Below are 23956 nucleotides of genomic sequence, written 5' to 3' on the forward strand. Positions count from 1 at the left end.
CGTGAGCCATGTCGACATCTGCTCCCCCGTCCTCCGGACCCACTCGCCGCGACCTCACGGCCCGCCTGTCCGACCTCACCTTCCGTGACGCGCACAGGCTGCGCCGTCGGCTCGACCGCAGCCGCAAGCCCGCCGAACTCGAATCGATCGCCGCCGACATCGGCCGCGCCGAAGCCACGATCGCGGCTCGTCGAGCCTCCGTTCCCACGATCACGTACCCCGAGGCACTGCCGGTGTCCGCCCGCAAGGACGACATCGCCGCCGCGATAGCCGCGAACCAGGTGGTCATCGTCGCCGGAGAGACGGGGTCGGGAAAAACGACACAGATTCCCAAGATCTGTCTCGAGCTCGGTCGCGGCGTCCAGGGCGTCATCGGACACACACAGCCCCGGCGACTGGCCGCCAGGACGGTCGCGGAACGCATCGCCGACGAACTCGGGCAGGAGATCGGCGACGCCGTCGGATACACGGTCCGCTTCACCGACCACTCCAGCGACAACACCCTCGTCAAGCTGATGACGGACGGCATCCTGCTCGCCGAGATCCAGCGGGATCGGCTGCTGCGTCGGTACGACACGATCATCATCGACGAGGCGCACGAGCGCAGCCTCAACATCGACTTCATCCTGGGATATCTCGCCCGGTTGCTCCCCCAGCGTCCCGATCTGAAGGTCATCGTCACCTCGGCCACCATCGACCCTGGCCGCTTCGCGCACCACTTCGCGGTGAACGGGGTCGACGCGCCGATCGTCGAGGTATCGGGCCGGACGTTCCCCGTCGAGGTCCGGTATCGACCGCTCACGGTCGAGAACGGCGAGCAGACCATCGAACTCGACCCGGTCGACGCCACGTGCGACGCCGTCGAGGAACTGCTCACCGAACCGGAGGGCGATGTCCTCGTGTTCCTGTCGGGCGAGCGCGAGATCCGCGACACCGCCGATGCTCTGAAGGACCGCCGACTGCGCAACGTCGAGATTCTTCCGCTCTACGCCCGGCTGTCGGCAGCCGAGCAGCACCGCGTCTTCACCGGCCACACCGGTCGACGAGTCGTGTTGTCCACCAACGTCGCCGAGACGTCGCTCACCGTCCCCGGCATCCGGTACGTCGTCGACCCCGGAACCGCGCGCATCTCGCGGTACTCGCTGCGCACCAAGGTGCAGCGTCTGCCGATCGAACCCATCTCGCAGGCGTCGGCCCGCCAGCGTGCCGGCCGGTGCGGTCGCGTCGCGGACGGCATCTGCATCCGGCTGTACTCGGAGGAGGACTTCGAGGCCCGCCCCGAGTACACGGATCCCGAGATCCTGCGCACGAACCTCGCATCGGTGATTCTGCAGATGGCCTCGCTGGGACTGGGCCGCATCGACGCGTTCCCGTTCGTCGAGGCACCGGACCCGCGCAGCATCCGTGACGGCCTGGGACTGCTCGACGAGCTCGGAGCGCTGGAGTCGCAGGGCGAGGACGGGCCCGTCCTCACCTCGCTCGGCAAGGAGCTCGCCGGCCTCCCGGTCGACCCGCGCATGGCGCGCATGCTGGTCGAGGCCAACCGCAACGGATGCCTGCGGGAAGTTCTCGTCATCGTCTCGGCGCTCTCGATCCAGGACGTGCGCGAGCGGCCCGCGGAGCATCAGCAGGCCGCCGACGAGATGCACAAGCGCTTCGTCGTGGAAGGTTCGGACTTTCTCGCACTGTGGCAACTGTGGACGTATCTGGGAGACCAGCGCCGAGAGCTGTCCTCCAACCAGTTCCGACGCATGTGCCGATCGGAATTCCTGCACTACCTGCGCATCCGCGAATGGCAGGACCTGCACGGTCAGCTGCGCCAGATCACGCGCGGCCTGGGCTGGACCATGCCTGACGCGGGCGACTCCTCGGAGCCGAACCATGCCTCGATCCACCAGGCACTGCTGCCGGGTCTGTTGTCGCACATCGGTCTTCGTGAGGGCGACAAGAAGGATTTCCTCGGAGCACGTGGGTCGACCTTCGCCGTCTTCCCCGGTTCGAGCCTGTTCCGCAAGCCGCCGCGCTGGATCATGGCGGCCGAACTCGTGGAGACCAGCAGACTCTGGGCCCGGATGGGTGCGCGCATCGAACCCGAATGGGCCGAGAAGCTGGCCCCGCACCTGATCAAACGCCAGTACTCGGAGCCGCACTGGTCGACGAAGCGCGAAGTGGCGATGGCCTACGAACGCGTCACGCTGTACGGCATTCCTCTCGCCGCCCGCCGGCCCGTCACCTTCAGCGGTATCGATGCCGAGGTGTCTCGCGACTTGTTCATCCGCCACGCTCTCGTACAGGGCGAGTGGCGGACGCACCACCGCTTCTTCCACGCGAACCAGGAGATGCGCAGCGACGCCGAGGAACTGGAGTCGCGCGCCCGCCGACGCGACATCGTCGTCGACGACGACACCCTCTTCGCCTTCTACGACGAGCGTGTACCTGCGACCGTGGTGTCGGCCCGTCACTTCGACCGGTGGTGGAAGAAGGCATCCCGCACGACGCCGGACCTGCTCGACTTCGACCGCGCCACCGTCGTCAACCCGGACGCCGCCGCGGTCGTCGAGGGCGACTACCCCGACGCCTGGCGTCAGGGCGAGGCGCAGTTCCCCCTGACCTACCAGTTCGAGCCGGGCAAGGAGGACGACGGCGTCACCATCACCATTCCCATCGCCCTCCTCCCCCGCGTCGCCGACGTCGGATTCGATTGGCTCGTCCCCGGCATGCGCGTCGAGTTGGTGACGGCCCTGATCAAGACTCTTCCGAAGGAGTTGCGCCGCAACGTCGTCCCAGCGCCCGACCACGCGGTGGCCGCCGTCGCGGCGATGCGACCGAGGACGGAACCACTACTGGTCGCACTGTCGCGTGAACTCACCCGCATGGGCGCCGTGCCGATCGCACCGTCGGATTTCGACCCGTCCGCGCTGCCCCGCCACCTGAAGATGACGTTCGTGGTGGTCGACGATCGCGGCCGTCGACTGGACAAGGACACGTCCCTCTCCGCCTTGCGCACCCGACTCGGTGCTGCCGCGGCCGCTGCGGTAGGCGTCGCCGCCAAGGACTCGGAGAAGGCCCCGGTGACACGGTGGACGTCCGAGACCATCGGCACACTCGAGCCCACCGTCACCCGAACGGTCAACTCGCAGAAGGTGACCGGGTATCCCGCCCTGGTTCCCGAGAAGGGCGGGGTCGCCGTTCGTGTCCTGGGCACCGCCGCCGAGCAGCGAGCAGCGATGCGCGAGGGCACCCGACGCCTCCTGCTCGACGCCGTCCCATTGTCGACGAAGAACCTGCTCACCGGACGCTCCCCGGCTCAGCGGCTCGCGCTGGGGCAGAATCCGCACGGAAGCATCGAGGCGTTCGTCGAGGACTGCCGCACCCTCGCGGCCGACGAGCTCATGATGAAGCACGGCGGCCCGGTGTCCACGCCCGAGGCGTATGCGGTGCTGGAGAAGGCGGTCCGGGGCGAGCTCGCCGGCCGGACGGCCGCGGTGCTCCGGGTGGCGGAACCATCTCTCGGTGCCGCGACGAGGGTCCGCCTCGCACTCGCTGACGCGACGGGTGATGCCGCGGACGACGTGCGCCAGCAGCTGGACGGGCTGATCTTCCCCGGATACGTCTTCGAGACCGGCGAAGCTCACCTGCCACATCTTCCGCGCTACCTCGAGGCGGCCGAGCGCCGACTTCGCGCATTCCCGTCCAGCGCTCGCCGCGACGCGGCGGGGATGGACGTGCTGGACCGCGTCTATGCGGACTACGACGCCCTGCTCGGGTCGGTACCGGACTCGGTGGGCCGCAGCGATGCCGTGCGGGAGATCGCTTGGATGATCGAGGAGCTGAGGGTCAACCTGTTCGCTCAGACCCTGGGAACGCTGTACCCGGTGAGCGAGAAGCGGGTGCGCAAGGCCATCGACGACGTCCGACGTGCGGTGCGGCGCTGACTCACCGCTGAGCGGCGGGCTCCGCGTCCTGGGCGGGGGCGGCATCGTGCTCGGCGCGGTGGCGACGAAGGTCCTCGATCTCGCGCTCGAAGTCGTCCGCACTGCTGAACGAGCGGTAGACGGAGGCGAATCGGAGGTAGGCCACCTCGTCGAGATCGCGCAGTGGCCCGAGGATGGCGAGCCCTACCTCGTTGCTGGGGATCTCGGCCGACCCGGAAGCCCGCACCGTGTCCTCGACCTGCTGGGCGAGGAGGACGAGCGCGTCGTTGTCGACCTGGCGGCCCTGGCAGGCCCGACGGACTCCCTTGACCACCTTCTCGCGACTGAACGGCTCACTCACGCCACTGCGTTTCACGACGGAGAGCACTGCTGTCTCCACCGTGGTGAAGCGTCGACCGCACTCGGGGCAGGAACGACGCCGCCGGATCGCCTGGCCCTCTTCCGCTTCACGCGAATCGACGACGCGCGAGTCGGGGTGACGGCAGAACGGGCAGTGCATCGGACAGAGACCCCTCGATGGCTCGGGCATTTCCCGAGCGCCACGGCGGCTCTCGGTGTGTCCAGCGTACCGGGACGGCCTTCCGCGGCCCCGGGGGCGTGTCCGGCCGGTGTCAGCGTCCGGAGACGACGCCCATCTCCACCTGCTCCGAGATGGACGGCTGTGCCGGAACGTCGGCGGAGCGCATGTTCGCCAACCCCACCAGCCCCAGAACGGACACTGCTGTGATCAGCGCCACAGCGATGGGCGTCGCGAATCCGTGTCCCCGACGAGTGCGGTGTTCGACCTGCGAGACACCGTTCGAGCGGCGACGGTAGTCGACAGTGCCGCCGTCGGGGCGGCGGGAGTCGCGCGGAGCGGGGCTGCGGCGGACCGTGGTGCGCTCGCGCACGTCGGTCGTCGTGGACCCGGCCGTGCGGTCGGCCACACCCCAGTAGGAATCGTCGTCGCAGGTCCAGCGCGTGCGGACGGGTGCATGCATGTCGATGGAACGTGCGGTGCCGACAGTCAGCAGGTCACTTCGAGTCATTGCAACCACTCCTCGTGGATAGCCGGTGGCCGTCCGCGTCGCCGATGCACCGAGGTGTTCGAACAACACATTCGCCCACGCGTTCGAATGAACGCATGTTCGATGTATAGCAGTCCGGTCCGACAAAGTGCATCGAACACGCGACACGCTTCGAACAGGTGTTTGATCCGAGTCCCGTTTCGGTTTAGGTTCGACACACGCACAACGGACGTGACACCAGCACCACCTGCCCCACGTCCACTGCTACCGATGGAGGTATCTCGATGAAGGACGACAGCTCATCCGGCACGGTCGGCGGGCGCGCGTCAGCGACCGGCTCGGCCACGACCGCCGACACCGAGTCCGGTCTCACCGAACGTCAGCGGCGAGTGCTCGAGGTGATCCGTGCGTCGGTCGTCGAGCGCGGCTATCCGCCGAGCATCCGGGAGATCGGTGACGCCGTCGGATTGACGTCCACCTCGTCGGTCGCGCATCAACTGCGCACCCTCGAACGCAAGGGGTTCCTGCGCCGCGACCCCAACCGTCCCCGCGCCGTCGACGTGCGTCTGCCGGGCGAGAACGGGCGCCCCGAAGAGGTCTCTGCCGTCGCGCAGGACGATCTCGTCGCCGCGGACACCACGAATCACCTCGACAGCGCGGACACACCGTCGTCGGACGACGATCGCCTGCCCGCACCGACCTTCGTCCCCGTCCTGGGACGTATCGCCGCGGGTGGTCCGATTCTCGCGGAGCAGGCCGTCGAGGACGTGTTCCCGCTTCCGCGCGAGCTCGTCGGGTCCGGCTCGCTGTTCCTTCTCCGCGTCGTCGGTGAGTCGATGATCGACGCCGCCATCTGCGACGGTGACTGGGTGGTCGTGCGTCAGCAGAACGTGGCCGACAACGGGGACATCGTCGCCGCCATGATCGACGGAGAGGCCACCGTCAAGACGTTCAAGCGGACTGGTGGGGACGTCTGGCTGCTCCCCCACAACGACCTGTTCGAGCCCATTCCCGGGAACGACGCCGTGGTGCTGGGCAAGGTCGTCACCGTGATGCGCAAGCTCTGATTCCGGACACACGAACGCCGGCGCTGGATTTCCAGCGCCGGCGTCGTCGTGTTCGAGGTTCCTACAGGTCCAGACCGCGACCGATGATCTCCTTCATGATCTCCGTCGTGCCGCCGTAGATGGTCTGCACGCGGGAGTCCATGTACGCCTTGGCGATCGGGTACTCCTTCATGTAGCCGTAGCCACCGTGCAGCTGCAGGCACCGGTCGATGAGCTTGACCTGGTTCTCTGTGGTCCACCACTTCGCCATGGCGGCTTCCTGGACCGACAGCTCGTTCGCGTTGAGCTGCTCGATGTACTTGTCCACCATGATGCGGACGGCAGTCGTCTCGGTCGCGCACTCCGCCAGCACGAATCGCGTGTTCTGGAACTTGCCGATCGGCTTGCCGAACGCCTTGCGGTCCTTGCAGTACTGGATCGTCATCGCGAGCGCGGACTCCATCGCGGCAGCCGCGACGACGGCGATCGACAGGCGCTCCTGCGGCAGGTTCTGCATCAGGTAGATGAAACCCATACCCTCCTGACCGAGCATGTTGGCGGCAGGGATGCGGACGTCGGTGAAGCTGAGCTCCGCGGTGTCCTGCGCCTTCATACCGATCTTGTCGAGGTTGCGGCCGCGCTCGAAGCCCGGCATGTCGCGCTCGACGACGAACAGGCTGAAGCCCTGCGCGCCCTTCTCCGGATCGGTGCACGCCACCACGATGACGATGTCGGCGTTGATGCCGTTGGTGATGAACGTCTTGGAGCCGTTGAGCACCCAGTCGTCACCGTCACGGACGGCCTTGGTCTTGATGCCCTGCAGGTCACTGCCCGTGCCCGGCTCGGTCATCGCGATCGCGGTGATCAGCTCGCCGGAGCAGAACCCGGGCAACCAGCGCTGCTTCTGCTCGTCGTTGGTCAGCTCGATCAGGTAGGGGGCGACGACGTCGTTGTGCAGCGTGAACCCGATACCGCTGTACCCACCGGCCGTGGTCTCCTCGGTGACGATGGCGTTGTAGCGGAAGTCCTTGACTCCGCCGCCGCCGAACTCCTCCGGCACTGCCATGCCCAGGAAGCCCTGCTTACCGGCCTCGACCCAGACACCTCTGTCGACGATGTTCTGCGTCTCCCACTCCGCGTGATGCGGCGCGACGTGCTGCTCGAGAAACTTCTTGTACGAGCTGCGGAACAGGTCGTGCTCGGGCTCGAACAACGTGCGCTTCATGATTCTCCTCGTCGTGCGTACGGCGGATCTGTCTCGAGCCTAGAACCAGGTACGAGCGGGGTCGATGACCAGTGCGAGCACGTTCGGTGACCTCGGCGTCAGCCGATATCGCCTGGCCCGTCCGCAATCGGCTCCGTAACCTTTGCGCGATGCCTTCTCACTTCCATGTCTCGTAGTCACGTAACCGCGACTCGATCTCCCGGTTCGGGCTGGACTGGCAGCGCATGGGTGCGGCACGGAGCATCGCAGGCAGCAATGAGCCCGAGCAGCAGGGATGCTTTCTGGCGCGGGACGAGTGGGAGTGTGACTGGTTCGTCCGGATGAACAACACCGGCGGGCCGGTCGATGTCTGGGAAGTGGCAGGTATCCGTTCCTCCGATCTCGTCGAGTCGCCTCACCACTACTTCTACTACCCCGGCGTGATTCCGCCCGCGCAGCTGGCCCGGCGTCACTGACTCGAATCCGGTGTGTTGAGCCGCGGTATCCGCGGCTCAGCGCACCCAGCCGCCTCAGGGCCCGAGCACCCACCGGTGCCCGACGCGCTCGGCCACCACACCACCGCCGGTCGCGGACGCGAGGACACCGTCGAGCCGGTCGCCGTCACCGATCACCCGGAGCCGCACGTCGGATCCGTAGGCGACGTCGTCGACGGCGAATCCGTGCACTCGCAGAACGCCCTCCACCCGACCGGCATCAGCATGGGACAAGCCCATCTCGAGGACGTCGACTCGCGCGAGCTCGCCGACCTCCGCGCGGTCGAGCGCCGCACTCACCGCGCCCGAGTAGGCGCGCACCAAGCCACCGGCGCCGAGCTTGACGCCCCCGAACCACCGACTGACGACGGCCACCACATCGACCAGGTCGCGGCCGGTCAGCACGCCGAGCATCGGAACACCTGCCGTACCGCCAGGTTCGCCGTCGTCCGATGCGCGCTGACGGCGGTGCTCCTGATCTGCGCCGACGACGAAAGCCCAACAGTGGTGGCCCGCATCGGGAAACTGTGCCGACACCGCAGCGACCACGTCGAGCGCCTCGGACTCGGTGTGGACGGTGACCACGCGGGCGAGGAACCGGCTCCGCTCGATCACCGTTTCCGCATCGACGTGTCGGGTCGAGACGAGGGCATGCGGCACGGAGCCAGCCTAGACGCGGCGATTGTGCCGAGCCTGCAGGACGAGGGGCGGCAGAACCCAGGCGACGAGCGCCGCGGTCACCCACCAATACCAACCCGGAACGGCATTCAGCGCCAAGGCCCCGACGAACAGAGCAGACCCACTGCAGCTTTGAAGCAGGTCGACGTCACGGCGACGCACCGCGGGGCCGCGCAACCAGGAGATGCGCTGGTCGCCGCTCTCGCGCACGGCTCGGCGTACGGATGCCACGGCGAGGACCACAGCAACGATCAGGGCAACAGCCGCAACGGACGCACGAGCAGCAATGTTCGGCAGCGCGAGCGTCGAGGCGGCTGCTACAGCCGAGACAGCCATGAGCGCCGGCACCTTCCACGCCGGCGTCGACGGCCACTCGTCCGGCGCGAGGCGCACGGGTCGCATCGGGTCGAGGTGTGGGTGGCTCACCGCTTCAGCGTGGCACAGACCGCTCAGTCTCGTCGCCGCTCCGACAGCGCGCGCAGCACCGGGTACGCGACCAGGATGCCGACCGAGCCCCACACGATGCCGCCGAGTTCGACGGATCCGATGGTCAGCGTCAAGTCACCGACACCGGCGACGAGGGCGGCCGCCGCGACCATCAGGTTGAGCGGCTTGGTGAAGTCGATCCCCGCTTCCCGCCAGATCCGCACGCCGAGAAGGCCGATGAGACCGTAGAGCACGAGCGTCGCGCCGCCGATCACACCGCTCGGGACCGTGAAGATCAGAGCGCCGAACTTCGGGGAGAACGAGAGCACCAGCGCCGTGGCGGCGGCGACCCAGTAGGCAGCGGTGGAGTACACGCGGGTGGCGGCCATGACGCCGATGTTCTCCGCGTAGGTCGTGGTGCCCGAACCACCACCGGCACCGGCGAGGACGGTCGCCGCGCCGTCCGCCATGAGGGCGTCACCGGCGACGTCGTCGAGGGACCGACCCGTCATCGCCGCGACCGCCTTCACGTGACCGACGTTCTCGGCGACGAGCACCACGACGACGGGCAGGGCGACGAGCACGACGGACAATTGGAACGAGGGGCCAGTGAACTCGGGCAGTCCGATCCACGACGCGCTACCGAGTGCGTCGACGCGTGCGGGATCGAGAGCACCGGTGACGGCAGCGAACACCCATCCCACGACGACGCCGACGAGGATGCCGAGGCGACCGATCAGCCCCGGTACCGCGACGGTGACCAGCAGGACCGCCACGAGGGTCACGGTCGCGACGAGCGGCTGAGCCTCGTACGAGGTCGCGGCGGTGGACGCGAGATTCAGGCCGATGAGCGCCACGATCGCGCCGGTCACGAGCGGCGGCATGACGGCGTCGAGGACGCGGCTCCCCGCCAACCGGACGAGCAGGCCGACCAGGAACAACACCACGCCCACCACGAGCACCGCGCCGAGCTGCGCAGCGGGACCGTCGCCCGCCGTCGCCGCCAAGGGTGCGATGAAGGCGAAGGACGAGCCCAGGTAGCTCGGGATCCGGCCGCGCGTGGCCACCAGGAAGATCGCGGTACCCAGACCGGAGAAGAACAGCGTCGTCGTGACCGGGAACCCGGTGATGGTCGGCACCAGCAGAGTGGCGCCGAACATCGCGACGACATGCTGCATCCCGATCCCGATCGTGCGCGGCCACGAGAGCCGTTCGTCGGGAGCGACGACCGCGTCGGGCGCCACGGTGCGACCGTCACCGTGGACGGACCAGCGAGGGAGGAACTGCCTGGATCGAGTTGTCGTCACGGCGGAAATGATGTCATGCGGGAAGGCCGGAGGCCGGTCGGCAGGTCACCGGGAAGGCCGGAGGCCGGTCGGCAGGTCACCGGGAAGGCCGGAGGCCGGTCGGCAGGTCACCGGGAAGGCCGGAGGCCGGTCGGCAGGTCACCGGGAAGGCCGGAGGGCGGTCGGAGGGCGGGAGCGCATCACCCGAGCAGGCCGGCTGCCACCTCGCGTGCTTCGGCCGGGCTGGAGGTGGACAGCACGGCCTCGGCCGCGGCCTTGCACTGCTCTAGGGTCACGGTGCCGAGCTTCGCGCCGACACCGGCCACGGCGGCCGACGCGGCCGAGAGGGACGTGACGCCGAAGCCGACGAGGACACAGGCCAACAACGGGTCCGCGGCGGCCTCTCCGCAGACTCCGACAGGCTTGTTCACCGCTGCGCCGGCCTTCGCCGCGTGGGCGACGAGCGTCAGGACTGCGGGCTGCCACGGATCGGTCAGTGCGGCCAGGTCGGCGGACATGCGGTCGGCCGCCATCGTGTACTGCGCGAGGTCGTTGGTTCCGATGGACAGGAAGTCGACGTGATCGAGGATCCGGTCCGCGAGCAGCGCCGCGGCGGGCACCTCGATCATGACGCCGGGGGTGAGCCCGCGTTCCCGCACGTCGGCGGCGAAGGCCTGCGCCTCGGCGGACGTGGCGATCATCGGGGCCATCACCCACGGAGACGACTCGGTCGAGGCCGCTGCGGCCGCGATGGCGTCGAGCTGGCGGTGCAGGATGCCGCGATTGCCCTCGGCGATACGGATGCCACGCACTCCGAGGGCCGGGTTGGCCTCGTCGGCGTGGTTCGCGAAGCGCAGCGGCTTGTCCGAGCCGGCGTCGAGCGTGCGGACGACCACCTTGGTGCCCTCGAACGCGGTGAGCACCTCGGCGTAGATCGAGGCCTGCTCGTCGACGGTGGGCTCGACGTCGCGGTCGAGGAAGCTGAGTTCGGTGCGGAAGAGTCCGACGCCGTCGGCCGCGGTCGACCGGGCTGCGCGAGCGCCGGCGCCGTCCTGCACGTTCGCGAGGATGTCGACACGGTGACCGTCGGACGTCCGGCCGGGCCCGCTCCAGTCGGCGACCTCGGCGAGGTGGGTGGCCGATTCCTCGACCGCGGAGCGTGCCGTGGACGGATCGGGCTCGATCTCGATACGGCCGGTGGTGCCGTCCACCATGACGAGCGTCCCGGCGGGGACGTCGTCGAGGCCCGTCGCCGCGACGATGCACGGGATGCCGAGCTGACGGGCGATGATCGCGGTGTGGCTGGTGGGTCCACCGAGCGAGGTCGCGAGGCCGACGACCAGCGTGGCGTCGAGTCCCGCGGTGTCGGCGGGTGCGAGGTCCTCCGCCAGGAGAACCGAGGGCTCCGACGGGGTGGGCACGCCGGGCTCCGGGAGATCGGACAGCTCGGCGATCACGCGGTCGCAGATGTCCATGAGGTCGGTGATGCGCTCGGCCATGCGTCCGCCGAGCTTGGCGAACATGGCGACGAACTGGTCCGTCGCGGTGACGGCGGCGTACGCGGCGTCGGAACCCCTGCCGATGGCCTTGACGCCGGCGCCGATCCACCCGCGGTCCTCGGCCATCGCGGCGTTGGCGGCGAGCACCTCGGACGCGGAGCCGGTTGCCAGTGCGGCACGGGCCTGCAGACGTCGACCGACCTCGGCCGCCGCGGCGCGGAAGCGCTCCTTCTCTGCATCGCGCGCGTCCTCGGCGATCTCGACGGCCGTGTCGGGACGTGAGGGGCGCGGCGCCGGGCGGATCGCGGGGCCGTAGCCGACGCCGGGCACCACCGGCGTGCCCTGCACCGCGTGGGCCGTCGGCTGTGCCTCGTTCACGGTGAGCGATCCCGTCATCTGCTTCCTCCTGCTGCGCGGTGGTGCGGGGGCATCTCGCCTACCCGCTGTGCATCGCGTCTCCCGCGATGGCTCTTGTGACTCAGATTACTCGAACCTCTTGACATGTCAACAGAGACGGGCGTAAAACAACATAAACCAACAGTGAAACAACGGATCGGACGGAGGGGCGGTGAACACGATGTACGCGGAAGAGCGGCAGAACGCCATCGCCGGCCTCATCGGACAGCGCGGTCGCGTCTCCGTCGCCGACCTGGCCGACACGTTCGGTGTCACCACCGAGACCGTGCGCCGTGACCTGGCCTCGCTCGACCGTATGGGCGTCGTGCGCCGAGTCCACGGTGGCGCAGTGCCCGCCACGTCGGTCACCGCGGTGGAGCCAGGGATGGCCGAGCGCGAACACACCCGCGCGAAGGAGAAGGACCGCATCGCCGCTGCCGCCCTCGCCTACCTGCCTGCACCCGGCGGATCCATCGCGCTCGATGCCGGCACCACCACCGGTCGCCTCGCCGCGCTGATCCCCGTCGAGTCGGATCTGACGGTGGTGACCAACTCGCTTCCCATCGCGACGCGTCTCGCCGCGGTTCCGTCCCTCGATCTCCACCTGCTCGGTGGCCGCGTCCGCGGTGTCACGCAGGCGACCGTCGGCGAGGACACCCTGCGAGTGCTCGGGACCGTGCGTGTCGACGTGACGTTCATGGGCACCAACGCGATCAGCGTCGGCCACGGTCTCTCGACTCCCGACACCGACGAGGCCGCCGTCAAGCGCGCGATGGTGAGCGCGGCGGACCGCGTGATCGTCGTCGCGGACTCGGCCAAGATCGGCCTGCAGTTCTTCATGTCCTTCGCCGCACTCGACTGTGTGGACGTCCTCGTCACCGACGACGGCATCACCGACACCGACTGCACCCGTCTGCAGCAACACGGATTGGAGGTGGTGGTCGCATGATCCTCACCCTGACGGCCAACCCCAGCATGGATCGCACGGTCTCCCTCGACGTGCCGTTGGTGCGCGGATCGGTGCATCGCAGCGCACTGACCACGACGGAGCCCGGCGGCAAGGGGGTCAACGTCGCACGCGTCGTCACCTCCGCCGGACGGACCGCCACAGCGGTGCTCCCGTGCAGCGGTTCCGATCCGCTGCTCAGCGCGCTCGGCACCCTCGGAGTCCGGTACCACGCCGTACCCACGTCGGGTGTCGCGCGCACGAACCTGACCATCAGCGAGTCCGACGGCACGACGACCAAGATCAACGAGCCCGGGGCCGGACTGGCACCCGAGACGGTCGACGCACTGATGGCGTCCGTCCTGGAACTCGCGCAGCGCGCCGACTGGGTCGTCCTGTCCGGATCGATCCCGCCCGGAATCGACGCCACCTGGTACGGCCGCCTCGTCACCGCGCTGCACGAGGTGTCGGCCAAGGTTGCCGTGGACACCTCCGACGATCCCCTCTCGGCGCTCGCCGCGGGCTTCCCCGCCACGGCACCGGACCTGATCAAGCCGAACGCGGAAGAACTCGCACACCTCACCGGACACGACGGCGCGGCTCTCGAAGCCAGTGCCGCACAGGGTGACCCGTATCCCACGGTCGAGGCCGCGCGCGTTCTCGTCGACCGCGGAGTGGCTGCCGTCCTGGCGACACTCGGTGGGTCCGGGGCCGTCCTGGTCACCGCGACAGGGTCGTGGTTCGCCACCCCTCCCCCGATCACCCCGCGAAGCACCGTCGGCGCGGGCGACTCGTCGTTGGCCGGATACATCCTGGCCGATCTCGACGGCGAGGACGGTGCCGGTCGACTCGCCCGGGCCGTCGCCTACGGATCCGCAGCCGCCGCCCTACCGGGCACCCGGTTGCCGACGCCGTCCGACGTCGACGTCACTGCCGTCCCCGTCCACACCCTCGACTCGTCACCCGCCGTACCCCAGTCCTGAAAACCCCAGTCCTGATCCCCCAGCTCCACTCCACTCCCAGAGGAAACGACATGTCCAGTCCCACCACGGCTCACGATGCCAAGCCCGGCATCATCGCCGAGGACCTCATCCTGCTCGACGCCGATCTCGGCTCGACGAAGGACGATGTCATCGCCCGCCTCGCTCGCGTCCTCACCGACGCGGGCCGTGCATCGGATGCCGACGCCCTGCGCGACGCCGCGATGGCTCGTGAGGCGCAGTCGGCCACCGGCCTGCCCGGCGGCATCGCGATTCCACACTGCCGCTCCGCCGCGGTCACGACGGCATCGCTCGGATTCGCTCGCCTGAACCCTAAGGTCGAGTTCGGCGCACCCGACGGCGACGCGGACCTGGTCTTCCTCATCGCCGCACCGGAGGGCGCAGGCGCGGAGCACATGAAGCTGCTGTCCTCGCTCGCACGCGCGCTGGTCAAGCCCGCATTCGTGACATCGCTGCGCGAGGCGGCCACCCCCGCCGACGTCGTCGCACTGGTCGAGGGCGTTCTGGCCCCGAAAGCTCCGAAGGCCGCTGCCCCCGTCACCACCACGAAGACCGCTCCTCCCGCTCCGACCGCCACGGCGGACGCTGCCAAGCACATCGTCGCCATCACCGCGTGCCCCACCGGCATCGCCCACACCTACATGGCTGCCGACTCCCTCAAGGACGCCGGCGACCGTGCGGGCGTCACCGTGCACGTCGAGACGCAGGGCTCGAGCGGCTCCACGGCTCTGGACCCGGCTCTCATCGCGTCGGCCGAGGCCGTCATCTTCGCCACCGACGTGGGCGTCAAGGGCCGCGAGCGCTTCGCGGGCAAGCCTGTCATCGAGTCCGGCGTCAAGCGCGCGATCAACGAGCCCGACAAGATGGTTGCCGAGGCTCTGCGCGCCGGCGGTGACCCGAACGCCGCACGCGTCTCCGGTACCGCACCGGGAGCGTCCGCTGCCGCCGCTGCCGGTGGACTCGGCTGGGGCACGCGGTTGCGCCAGATCCTCCTGACCGGTGTCAGTTACATGATCCCGTTCGTCGCGGCCGGTGGACTCCTCATCGCCCTCGGCTTCCTTCTCGGTGGATACGAGATCAAGGGTGTCGCCGAGGACATCATGACCAACAACAGCCTCACCAACCTGCCCGACGGCGGGCTCCGCATCTTCATCGGTGCGGTGCTGTTCCAGCTCGGCGGCCTGGCCTTCGGCTTCCTCGTCCCGGCTCTGTCCGGTTACATCGCCTTCGCCATTGCGGACCGTCCCGGTCTGGCACCCGGCTTCACCGCCGGTGCGGTGGCCCTGTTCGTCGGTGCCGGCTTCATCGGTGGCCTCGTCGGTGGCCTCATCGCCGGCTTCGTGGCGCTGTGGATCAGCCGGATCGCGGTGCCGCCGTGGCTGCGTGGCCTGATGCCCGTCGTCATCATCCCGCTGGGAGCGACCCTCGTCGTCGGCGGTCTGATGTTCCTCGTGCTGGGTCGCCCGCTCGCTGCCATCACCACCGGCCTGACCAACTTCCTCAACGGCCTCTCGGGCTCGTCGGTCATCATCCTCGGCATCATCCTGGGCCTCATGATGTGCTTCGACCTCGGTGGACCGGTGAACAAGGCCGCCTACGCCTTCGCCACCGCCGGGCTCAGCGTCGACAACGAGGCATCGCTGCGCATCATGGCCGCCGTCATGGCTGCCGGCATGGTTCCCCCGCTCGCCATGGCACTCTCGTCGACTCTGCGTCCGAAGCTCTACAGCGAGGCAGAACGCGAGAACGGCAAGGCTGCATGGCTTCTCGGAGCTGCGTTCATCTCCGAGGGTGCGATCCCGTTCGCCGCGACCGACCCTCTACGTGTCATCCCCTCGATGATGGCCGGCGGCGCTGTGACCGGCGCCCTGATCATGTCCTTCGGGACGACGCTCAGCGCACCCCACGGCGGACTGCTCGTGTTCTTCGCGATGAACAACTTCTTCCTGTTCCTGCTGGCTCTGGCGATCGGCACCGTGGTCTCCGCGGCGCTCATCACCGCAGCCAAGCAGTTCGCCGGCAAGAAGCCTGCGGAGATCGTCGACGAACCCGTCGCCGTCGCAGCCTGACACCCACGTCACCACCCCCACAGCTGGCAGTATCGACACCAGCACTCACCTGACGAAGAAGGAGATCACCACGATGCCCAGCACCACGGTCACGGTCGGATCCGCCATCGGCCTGCACGCCCGTCCCGCCGCCGTCATCGCCGAGGCGGTCGCCGACTCCGGCGTCGACGTCACCCTCGAGGTGGAGGGCGAAGAGGCCGTCGACGGCGGCTCCGCGCTCATGATCATGACGCTGGGGGCCACCAAGGGCACCGAGGTCACGATCACCAGCGACGATCAGGCCACGCTCGACAAGGTGGCCGCACTGGTCGCGTCGGACCTCGACGCCTGATCTTCCGCACAGACGACGACGGCCCCCACACACCGTGGGGGCCGTCGTCATGTGTGCTTCTGTGTCTACCGCGACCGGAACAGTCGACGCACGAAGAACAGGGTCAGCACCACGACCACACCGACCGACGCCGCGGCGGCGATCAACGGAACGAGGATGGACCCGGTGGGCTCGGCGGGTGCTTCGGAGTCCGCGGTCTCGGTGGCCTCCGGGCCGGCCTCGGCGGAGGGTGCCACATCGCGCAGGACGAGGACGGCGGGACGAGCTGCAGCCGTGTCCACACCCTGCTCGGACCCGAGCAGCACCTCGTCGTCCGAGGTGAAGGCGATCGACTCGCCCTGCGGCTGCGGCGGGAGCGCGACGACGCGGGCGGGGGCCGACGCGAAGGCCGCGGCCACGTCACCGTCCCGCACGGACCACAGGTACAGATCGGTGTAGGTGCGCACGGCAGCGATGGACCCGTCGGCGCTCACGGCGCCGCCGGTGACCAGGCGACTGCCGTCGAGCAGCGGCGGACCCCCAGGTGTGGTCGTCGCGGACGGCGCGAAGTCGGCCACGCGGCGCAGCGGGGTGGGACCGGGACTCGGGAGATCGGACACCGACGTGTCCGCGGTGTACACGGCACCGGTTCCGAGACCGTCCTTCGTGACGACGACGGGACGGCCGTCGGGCCCGATGAGGAGTGCTTCGGCATCGTGCGCACCGTCGGGATAGGTGAGCCGATGCAGTTCACCGGCACCACCGGCCGCAGGATCCATCCGGGTGAGGGCCACGGCGTCGCGTCGACGGTCGTTGTCGCCGATGTCCGCGAGCCACAACGACCCCTCGAACGACGAGAGATCCTCGACGTCGTACGGATCCACCGGATTCGGAAGCCACTCCGCGACAGCACACTCGGAGTCGAGGCGCGCGACACGGTCGTCGGCGCCGCTGTCCCCGATCGCGTACACCGTCCCGTCGAGCACCGTCATACCCGAGAGTTCGGACAGTCCCGGATCGGTCGGCACACAGTACGGCTCCGCATCCGGTGCCTCGGTCTGCGCCGCCGCGGGAGACGCTGCCACGAGCGCCACCACGGCAGCGCCGAGCACTGGCGCGAACCGACGGCTCACGCGCTGTGGGCGTATCGCGTGAGTATCGAGGCCAGCGCCGTCGGCACGGTCGCGTCGATGCGCGTACCGCCGCTCTCGTGACTCGTGCTCGAGATCCGTCCGTCCGCATGGATGCGCGACACCAGGTCGCCGCGGTCGTAGGGCAGCAGGACGCTGACCGACACCTCGGGCGGGCGGACCAGCTCGCCGAGTCGTGTCCGAAGCTCCTCGATGCCCTCACCAGTCTTCGCGGACACGAAGACCGCACCCGGCAGCAGGCCCCGCAGCTGCGTCAGCGTGACGGGATCCGCGGCGTCGATCTTGTTGACCACGATCAGTTCCTCGGGCGCCGCGGCGTTCTGCTCGCGCACCACCGAGACGATGACCTCGCGGACCGCCTCGATCTGCCCGATGGGGAGCGGGTCGGACCCGTCCACCACGTGCAGCAGCAGATCGGCGTCCGTCACCTCCTCGAGCGTGGAGCGGAACGCCTCGACCAGCTGGGTCGGCAGGTGGCGGACGAAGCCGACGGTGTCGGTGAGCACGCACTCGCGGCCGTCCTCGAGCGTCGCCTTGCGCGTGGTCGGATCCAGGGTCGCGAACAGTGCGTTCTGCACCAGCACACCGGATCCGGTCAACGCGTTGAGCAGCGACGACTTCCCCGCGTTGGTGTAGCCGACGATGGCGATGGACGGCACGTTGCCCTGCAGCCGGCGCTCACGTTTGGTGTCGCGGGCCTGCTTCATGCCCCGGATCTCGCGACGTAGCTTCGCCATGCGCTCGCGAATGCGACGACGATCGGTCTCGATCTTCGTCTCACCGGGACCACGCAGGCCCACACCGCCGTTGCTGCCGGCGCGGCCACCCGCCTGACGCGACATGGACTCACCCCAGCCGCGCAGACGCGGAAGCATGTACTCCATCTGCGCCAGGGCGACCTGCGCCTTGCCCTCGCGGGAGGAGGCATGCTGAGCGAAGATGTCGAGGATCAGCGCGGTGCGGTCGATGACCTTCACCTTCACGATCTTCTCCAGTGCCGTCAGCTGCGCAGGCGTGAGTTCACCGTCGCACACGACGGTGTCCGCGCCGGTCGCGATGACCACCTCGCGCAGTTCCTTCGCCTTGCCGGAGCCGATGTAGGTGGAGGCGTCGGGTCGGTCGCGACGCTGCACCAGCCCTTCGAGCACCTCGGAACCCGCCGTCTCGGCCAGAGCCGCGAGTTCGGTCATGCTGGACTCCGCCTCCTCGGCGGAACCGCTGGTCCAGACACCGACGAGCACCACGCGCTCGAGCCGCAACTGGCGGTACTCGACCTCGGTGACATCGGTGAGCTCGGTGGAGAGTCCGGCCACACGGCGCAGTGCGCTGCGATCGTCGAGCTGCATGTCGCCGGTGGACCACTCGGCGTCCTGCTCGAACCCGTCGCTGTGGGACGAACCTGTCGTGTCGGCCCTGTCGGCCGCTGCATTCGTTGTCGTCATACGAGACCCATGATCCACGAGAACGTCCTGACGTGCACTGTCATTTACGCAACCGTGTCGCGGGGAATACCCGCACCCCGGCCGTCACGCTTCCAGCCCCGCCCACCAGGCGTCCGACAGCTCCCCCGACGCCACCAGCACCGACGGCCCCCGCATCGACGCGGAACCGTTCGACACGCGCACCGACACGACACCACCGGGAACGTGGACGGCCAGCTCGCCGTCGCCGGACCCGTCGAAGCGCAGGGCCGCGACCGCGGCGGCGACGATGCCCGTGCCACACGATCTGGTCTCCCCCACGCCGCGCTCGTGGACACGCATGCTCACCGCACCGTCCTTCGGCACGGTGACGAACTCGATGTTGACCCCGTGCGGGTACACCGCACCGTCGAAGGTGGGTTGCGCCGTGAGGTCGAGGTCGCCGAGGGTCTCCGCATCGAGATCGGCGGACACGCAGGCCAGGTGCGGATTGCCGACGTCGACGCCGATGCCCGTGAAGGACCTGCCGTCGACCTCGGTGTCGGAGGTCTCGAAGACCTGCGGGGTGCCCATCTCGACGGTGACCACGGCGTCGGTGGCGTCGTGCGAGTGCACCGTGACCGGTTTTCCGCCGGCGCGCGATCCGACGACGAACTCGTCCGAGTCCACGAGACCGGCCGCACGAACGTAATGGGAGAACACCCGGACACCGTTGCCGCACATCTCCGCGATGGACCCGTCCGCGTTGCGGTAGTCCATGAACCAGTCGCCGGCGGACACGCCCTCGGGCAGCGCGTCGAGCACGCCGCGGTCGACGAGAGCACCGCTGCGGGCGACTCGCAGTACCCCGTCCGCGCCGAGCCCGGCTCGGCGATCGCACAGCGTCGCCACACGGTGTGCGCTCAGATCGAGGAGTGCGTCCGGATCCGGCAGCACGACGAAATCGTTCTGCGTTCCGTGTCCCTTGGTGAACTGCATGGGATCAGTCTCCCACCGGCGCGGACGTCCGCGCGATCAGCCGTTGGCGGGTGATCTCGTACAGCCCGACGGCGCCGGCGGACGGTGCTCCGAGGGAGCTCGCCGCGCCGCCTATCGGGATGGACACGACGACGTCGCAGGCATCCCGCCACGCGGCACTCATGCCGCGGGTCTCGTTGCCCACCACCAGCACCGTTCCTCCTGTGAAGTCGTGCTCGTGCGCTGCCACCGTGCCGGTCTCGTCGGTGCCCACGATCGTCATGTCGGTGCCCTGCTGCCGCAGCCTGTCCACCATCGCGCGAACCTGCTCCGGACCTCCGACCTGCCCCACTGGGAGTGCGAACAGGGAGCCGGTGGTCGCGCGGACGCACGCGGGATCGAACGGGTCCGCGGCATGCCCGCTGACCAGCAGCCCGGACGCTCCGAAGGCGTCCGAGGACCGGATCAGGGTGCCGAGATTGCCCGGCGACGTCGGCCGATCGAACGCGACCACCACCGGCGCGTCGCCCGTCGGAGTCCAGTGGCCGGGATCGAGGAGCCGGGACCGTGCGAGGAGCAGGATCTCCGGTGGTTGATCGACGCGTTCGCCGAGCTCCGCCATCAACTCCGGCGCGACACCCACCGCGGGCACGCCTGCGGCCCGGCAGCGGTCCACGGTCGACGTGGCCCAGGACGACAGGGAGTCGCCGGTTCGATAGAGCACGGACTCGAGAGGCCACTCGTGCTGGACGGCCAGTGTGACCGGCCGCACTCCCTGCACGAGGAAGACTCCCGCCTTGGTGCGCTTGCCGCGGGTGACGAGGTAGGACTGCCACTGCTGGAACCGCGCGTTCCTCGACAGGACGAGCGCATCGCTCATCGGTGTTCTCCCCTCGTGCGCAGTGCGGCGTCCAGCAGGTCCGATGCGCCCCCGCGCAGCCAGTGCACGCGGGGATCGCGGCCGAACCAGGACCGTTGGCGGCGAACATAGCGACGGGTACCGACGAAGGTCGCCTCGCGCGCGGCCGCCTCGTCGATCTCGCCGTCCAGCAGCTGCAGCACCTGCGCGTAGCCGATCGCTCTCGGGGCGGTGACTCCCTCGCGCAGTCCTCGACCCACGAGGGTCTCGACCTCGGCGACGAGCCCCTCGGCGAACATCGCGTCGGTGCGTGACGCGATGCGCGCGTCCAGCTCGTCGGTGTCACGGTCGATGCCGAGGACGACGGTGTCCCAGCGCGGCTCGCCGATGGTGGGCGCCGACGCGGCGAACGGCTTCCCGGTGAGGCGTCCCACCTCGAGCGCGCGGACGATGCGTCGGCCGTCGGTCGGCAGGATCGATGCCGCGGCCGCCGGATCGGACTCGGCGAGTGCGCGATGCAGCGCCGCGACCCCCTCGGCGGCGAGCCTGGCCTCGAGTTCGGCACGCACCGCGGCATCCGTGGCCGGGAACTGCCATCGGTCCAGCAGAGCCTGGACGTACATCATCGATCCGCCGACGACGACGGGCACGACGGACTGCTCGAGCAGCTCCTCGATCTCCCGCACCGCGGCGTCCTGGTACGCCGCCACCGTTGCCGTCTCCGTGACGTCCAGGACGTCGAGTCGGTGGTGCGGGATGCCGCGACGCTCCGCGACCGGCGTCTTCGCCGTGCCGATGTCCATGCCTCGGTACTGCTGCATCGCGTCGATGTTCACGATGTGCCCGCCGAGGCGCTCGGCGAGATCGAGCGCGAGGGCCGACTTGCCCGTGGCCGTGGGTCCGATCACCGCGACCGGTGTCGGTCGCGTCACAGCGACCACGAGGCGACGTGATACCCGACTCCGTAGGGGGCACCGCGAAAGAGACTGTGCGGCACCACTCGTGTGGGTCCGACCAGCGTGGCCGCCACCTGCCATGCCACCCGCCCGTCCACGCCGAGGGCATCACACAGAGCAGGATCCAGGGACGCCAGCGCATCGACGTCGGCTCTGCCGAGCGCATCGTCGATCGCGTGCTGCACCGCCTCGGCCCGGTCGTCGAACGCGCCGGGCGCCTTGTCGGTCAGGGTCGTCGCCCCGTCACCGACGACGAGCAGCCCCACGGGGCCGGGCGCGGCGTCGACGCGGCCGCGCAGGTCGAGCGCCACCGCCGCCACGTCCTTGACACTCGCGTTCCGAGCGACGAGCTGTACGGGGACCGACCACTGCGGAACAGCCTGCCCGCGGAGCAGCCCGACGGTCAGCGCGGCCAACTCCATCGCGCGATCGACAGGCCCGCGATCCGGGGCGAGACCGACCACGACATCGGCCCCGAAACCGGCGTACGTACCCGCGGCATCGCCGTCGATCCAGGTCGTGGTCGCACCGACCCCGACCCCGATCCAGCCGTGACAGGACTGCCCCAGGTCGTCGCACACCTCGCGCACGGCTGCACGCAGATCGTCCAGTTCGCCTGTGGCGGAACCGGCGAGCTCCGCGAGCAGCAACGGAGGCGACGGGACGAAGGCGAGGGCGGACAGCACGGACGCCACGGTAGTCGACCGTCCGAGGGCGTCCCTTTTCCGCGCGTCCCTCGGGGTTTGCATGGTCGCCGACGCGCGGAGGGGGTTGAATGGGCCGAGAACGACCGAGCAGAGAACCACGTAGCGCCAGGCAGCCGTGACGCGCGGCAGAGACGGAGAGAACCATGACCGAGCACGAGACGACCGAGAACGCCCCCGGCGAGGCGCAGGCGAGCCCCACACCTCCCCGGCCCGGGCCCCGACCGGGTCCTCGACCCGGCGGCGCACCGCGCCCGGCGCCCACCCGGCCCAGTGCCCCGGCCGATCCGTCCGCACCGTCGTCGTCCACAGGCGACGGGGAGTCGCACCCGACGCCGCATCCGGCTGCACACCACGTGCCGACGACGCCCGCTGTCGTCCCGGTCGTGACCGATCCGTCCCGCTGGGGCCGGGTCGACGAGGACGGTTCCGCGTGGGTACGTACCACCGACGGAGAGCGGCAGGTCGGTTCCTGGCAGGCCGGTGACGCGGCCGAGGGCCTCGCACACTTCGGGCGCCGCTACGACGATCTCGCCACGGAGGTCGCACTCCTCGAAGCGCGACTCGCCTCCGGCGCCAGCGACGCCAAGAAGACGAAGACCGCCGCCGTCGCGCTCGCCGAGACCCTGCCCACCGCTGCTGTGATCGGCGACATCGACGCGCTGGCGACCCGCCTGCAGGCCGTGATCGAACACTCCGACGAGGTCGCCGCCGAGCATCGCAAGCGCAAGGATTCCGAGCGGACCGAATCGACGGCACGCAAGGAGGCGCTGGCCGTCGAGGCCGAGACCATCGGCAGCGAATCCACGCAGTGGAAGGCCGCGGGTGACCGTCTTCGCGTGATCCTCGAGGAGTGGAAGACCATCCGCGGCGTCGACCGCAAGGTCGACGACGCCCTGTGGAAGCGCTACTCCAAGGCACGGGAGGCGTTCAACCGCCGCCGCGGCGCGCACTTCGCCGATCTCGACCGCGAACGCGGTGCCGCCAAGGTGCGCAAGGAAGAACTGGTCGCCAAGGCCGAGGAACTGTCGTCGTCCACCGACTGGGTGGGCACCGCGCAGGTGTTCCGCGATCTCCTGACCGAGTGGAAGGCCGCCGGCCGGGCTCCCCGCGACGCCGACGACTCGCTGTGGCAGAAGTTCAAGGGCGCCCAGGACGTGTTCTTCGAGGCACGCAACGCGGCTCAGTCCGAGCAGAACGCGGAGTTCGAGCAGAACGCCGAGGCGAAGGAACGGCTGCTGGCCGAGTCCGGTCACATCGACCCGTCCAAGGACATCGAGGCGGCCCGCGCAGCACTGCGGACATTGCAGGACAAGTGGGACGCCATCGGCAAGGTCCCGCGCGAGAAGATGCATGATCTCGAGGGCAAGCTCCGCGCGATCGAGAAGCGCGTCCGCGACGCCGCCGACTCCGAGTGGCGACGCACCGACCCCGAGGCGATGGCGCGCGCGGCTCAGTTCCGCGAGCGGGTCGCGCAGTTCGAGGAGCAGGCCCAGAAGGCCGAGGCCGCGGGCAAGGCCAAGGACGCCGAGAAGGCCCGTGCGCAGGCACAGCAGTGGCGCGAGTGGGCCGACGCCGCCGACAGCGCCCTCGGCGGTCTGTGACTCCGGA

The 23956-nt window shown here is 69.4% G+C and carries 21 protein-coding genes; 8 read left to right on the forward strand and 13 right to left on the reverse strand.

The window, feature by feature from the left end; translation table 11 throughout:
* The first annotated feature begins 8 nt into the window (after positions 1–8).
* Positions 9–3935: an ATP-dependent RNA helicase HrpA gene (gene hrpA, locus HQ314_RS01965; protein ID WP_222649141.1), complete on the forward strand. Its 3927-nt coding sequence runs from the start codon at positions 9–11 to the stop codon at positions 3933–3935.
* 1 nt (position 3936) lies between these two features.
* On the opposite strand, the gene nrdR is transcribed toward hrpA, so the two are convergent.
* Both nrdR and HQ314_RS01975 read right to left on the reverse strand, forming a co-directional pair.
* A complete protein-coding gene (gene nrdR, locus HQ314_RS01970; RefSeq protein ID WP_027505147.1) occupies positions 3937–4434 on the reverse strand; it encodes a transcriptional regulator NrdR in 498 nt (165 codons plus the stop codon).
* Between the two features lie 112 nt (positions 4435–4546).
* Positions 4547–4963, reverse strand: a complete 417-nt coding sequence (locus HQ314_RS01975; RefSeq protein ID WP_222649143.1) for a hypothetical protein — start codon at positions 4961–4963, stop codon at positions 4547–4549.
* A 263-nt stretch (positions 4964–5226) separates the two neighbouring features.
* On the opposite strand from HQ314_RS01975, the gene lexA reads away from it, so the two are divergent.
* Positions 5227–6009 carry a transcriptional repressor LexA gene (gene lexA, locus HQ314_RS01980; protein ID WP_027505145.1) on the forward strand — a complete coding sequence of 261 codons (783 nt, stop codon included), beginning with the start codon at positions 5227–5229 and terminating at the stop codon, positions 6007–6009.
* A 61-nt stretch (positions 6010–6070) separates the two neighbouring features.
* On the opposite strand, the gene HQ314_RS01985 is transcribed toward lexA, so the two are convergent.
* Positions 6071–7213 carry an acyl-CoA dehydrogenase family protein gene (locus tag HQ314_RS01985; protein ID WP_027505144.1) on the reverse strand — a complete coding sequence of 381 codons (1143 nt, stop codon included), beginning with the start codon at positions 7211–7213 and terminating at the stop codon, positions 6071–6073.
* 224 nt (positions 7214–7437) lie between these two features.
* Between HQ314_RS01985 and HQ314_RS01990 the strand changes: the two genes are divergently transcribed.
* Positions 7438–7668: a hypothetical protein gene (locus HQ314_RS01990; protein WP_222649145.1), complete on the forward strand. Its 231-nt coding sequence runs from the start codon at positions 7438–7440 to the stop codon at positions 7666–7668.
* 54 nt (positions 7669–7722) lie between these two features.
* On the opposite strand, the gene HQ314_RS01995 is transcribed toward HQ314_RS01990, so the two are convergent.
* From HQ314_RS01995 to HQ314_RS02010, 4 genes are all read right to left on the reverse strand, one after another.
* A complete protein-coding gene (locus tag HQ314_RS01995; RefSeq protein ID WP_222649147.1) occupies positions 7723–8346 on the reverse strand; it encodes a YigZ family protein in 624 nt (207 codons plus the stop codon).
* A 9-nt stretch (positions 8347–8355) separates the two neighbouring features.
* On the reverse strand, positions 8356–8790 hold the full coding sequence (locus tag HQ314_RS02000) for a hypothetical protein (protein WP_222649149.1): 435 nt from the start codon (positions 8788–8790) through the stop codon (positions 8356–8358).
* A gap of 23 nt (positions 8791–8813) precedes the next feature.
* A complete protein-coding gene (locus HQ314_RS02005; RefSeq protein WP_222649151.1) occupies positions 8814–10097 on the reverse strand; it encodes a uracil-xanthine permease family protein in 1284 nt (427 codons plus the stop codon).
* Positions 10098–10276: 179 nt separating this feature from the next.
* The gene (locus HQ314_RS02010; protein WP_222649153.1) at positions 10277–11971 is read right to left on the reverse strand and encodes a phosphoenolpyruvate--protein phosphotransferase; all 1695 of its coding nucleotides are present in this window, start codon (positions 11969–11971) and stop codon (positions 10277–10279) included.
* Between the two features lie 181 nt (positions 11972–12152).
* On the opposite strand from HQ314_RS02010, the gene HQ314_RS02015 reads away from it, so the two are divergent.
* The 4 genes from HQ314_RS02015 (at position 12153) to HQ314_RS02030 (ending at position 16318) form a co-directional block, all read left to right on the forward strand.
* The gene (locus tag HQ314_RS02015; protein ID WP_027505139.1) at positions 12153–12920 is read left to right on the forward strand and encodes a DeoR/GlpR family DNA-binding transcription regulator; all 768 of its coding nucleotides are present in this window, start codon (positions 12153–12155) and stop codon (positions 12918–12920) included.
* The gene (locus HQ314_RS02020; protein WP_222649155.1) at positions 12917–13900 is read left to right on the forward strand and encodes a 1-phosphofructokinase family hexose kinase; all 984 of its coding nucleotides are present in this window, start codon (positions 12917–12919) and stop codon (positions 13898–13900) included. Before HQ314_RS02015 ends, HQ314_RS02020 begins: the two co-directional genes overlap by 4 nt.
* A gap of 50 nt (positions 13901–13950) precedes the next feature.
* Complete coding sequence (locus tag HQ314_RS02025) at positions 13951–15987, forward strand: fructose-specific PTS transporter subunit EIIC (protein WP_222649157.1); 2037 nt, start codon at positions 13951–13953, stop codon at positions 15985–15987.
* Positions 15988–16060: 73 nt separating this feature from the next.
* The gene (locus HQ314_RS02030; RefSeq protein ID WP_027505136.1) at positions 16061–16318 is read left to right on the forward strand and encodes an HPr family phosphocarrier protein; all 258 of its coding nucleotides are present in this window, start codon (positions 16061–16063) and stop codon (positions 16316–16318) included.
* 65 nt (positions 16319–16383) lie between these two features.
* Here the strand turns inward: HQ314_RS02030 and HQ314_RS02035 are convergent, their stop codons facing one another.
* The 6 genes from HQ314_RS02035 to HQ314_RS02060 all read right to left on the reverse strand — a co-directional run bounded on the left by HQ314_RS02035 (position 16384) and on the right by HQ314_RS02060 (position 22327).
* A complete protein-coding gene (locus HQ314_RS02035) occupies positions 16384–17430 on the reverse strand; it encodes a hypothetical protein (protein ID WP_222630894.1) in 1047 nt (348 codons plus the stop codon).
* Positions 17427–18890 carry a GTPase HflX gene (gene hflX, locus HQ314_RS02040; protein WP_027505135.1) on the reverse strand — a complete coding sequence of 488 codons (1464 nt, stop codon included), beginning with the start codon at positions 18888–18890 and terminating at the stop codon, positions 17427–17429. The genes HQ314_RS02035 and hflX overlap by 4 nt, the downstream gene beginning before the upstream one ends.
* 84 nt (positions 18891–18974) lie before the next feature.
* The gene (gene dapF / locus HQ314_RS02045; protein WP_027505134.1) at positions 18975–19847 is read right to left on the reverse strand and encodes a diaminopimelate epimerase; all 873 of its coding nucleotides are present in this window, start codon (positions 19845–19847) and stop codon (positions 18975–18977) included.
* A 4-nt stretch (positions 19848–19851) separates the two neighbouring features.
* Positions 19852–20706, reverse strand: a complete 855-nt coding sequence (locus tag HQ314_RS02050) for an RNA methyltransferase (protein ID WP_056444906.1) — start codon at positions 20704–20706, stop codon at positions 19852–19854.
* Positions 20703–21617, reverse strand: coding sequence for a tRNA (adenosine(37)-N6)-dimethylallyltransferase MiaA (gene miaA / locus HQ314_RS02055; protein ID WP_222649159.1), 915 nt, complete (start codon positions 21615–21617; stop codon positions 20703–20705). Before miaA ends, HQ314_RS02050 begins: the two co-directional genes overlap by 4 nt.
* Complete coding sequence (locus HQ314_RS02060; RefSeq protein WP_222649161.1) at positions 21614–22327, reverse strand: hypothetical protein; 714 nt, start codon at positions 22325–22327, stop codon at positions 21614–21616. The genes miaA and HQ314_RS02060 overlap by 4 nt, the downstream gene beginning before the upstream one ends.
* A 164-nt stretch (positions 22328–22491) precedes the next feature.
* On the opposite strand from HQ314_RS02060, the gene HQ314_RS02065 reads away from it, so the two are divergent.
* Positions 22492–23949, forward strand: coding sequence for a DUF349 domain-containing protein (locus HQ314_RS02065; protein WP_222649163.1), 1458 nt, complete (start codon positions 22492–22494; stop codon positions 23947–23949).
* The last annotated feature ends 7 nt before the right edge of the window (positions 23950–23956 follow it).

Source organism: Rhodococcus sp. BP-332 (genome assembly GCF_019836065.1).
GTDB lineage: Bacteria > Actinomycetota > Actinomycetes > Mycobacteriales > Mycobacteriaceae > Rhodococcoides.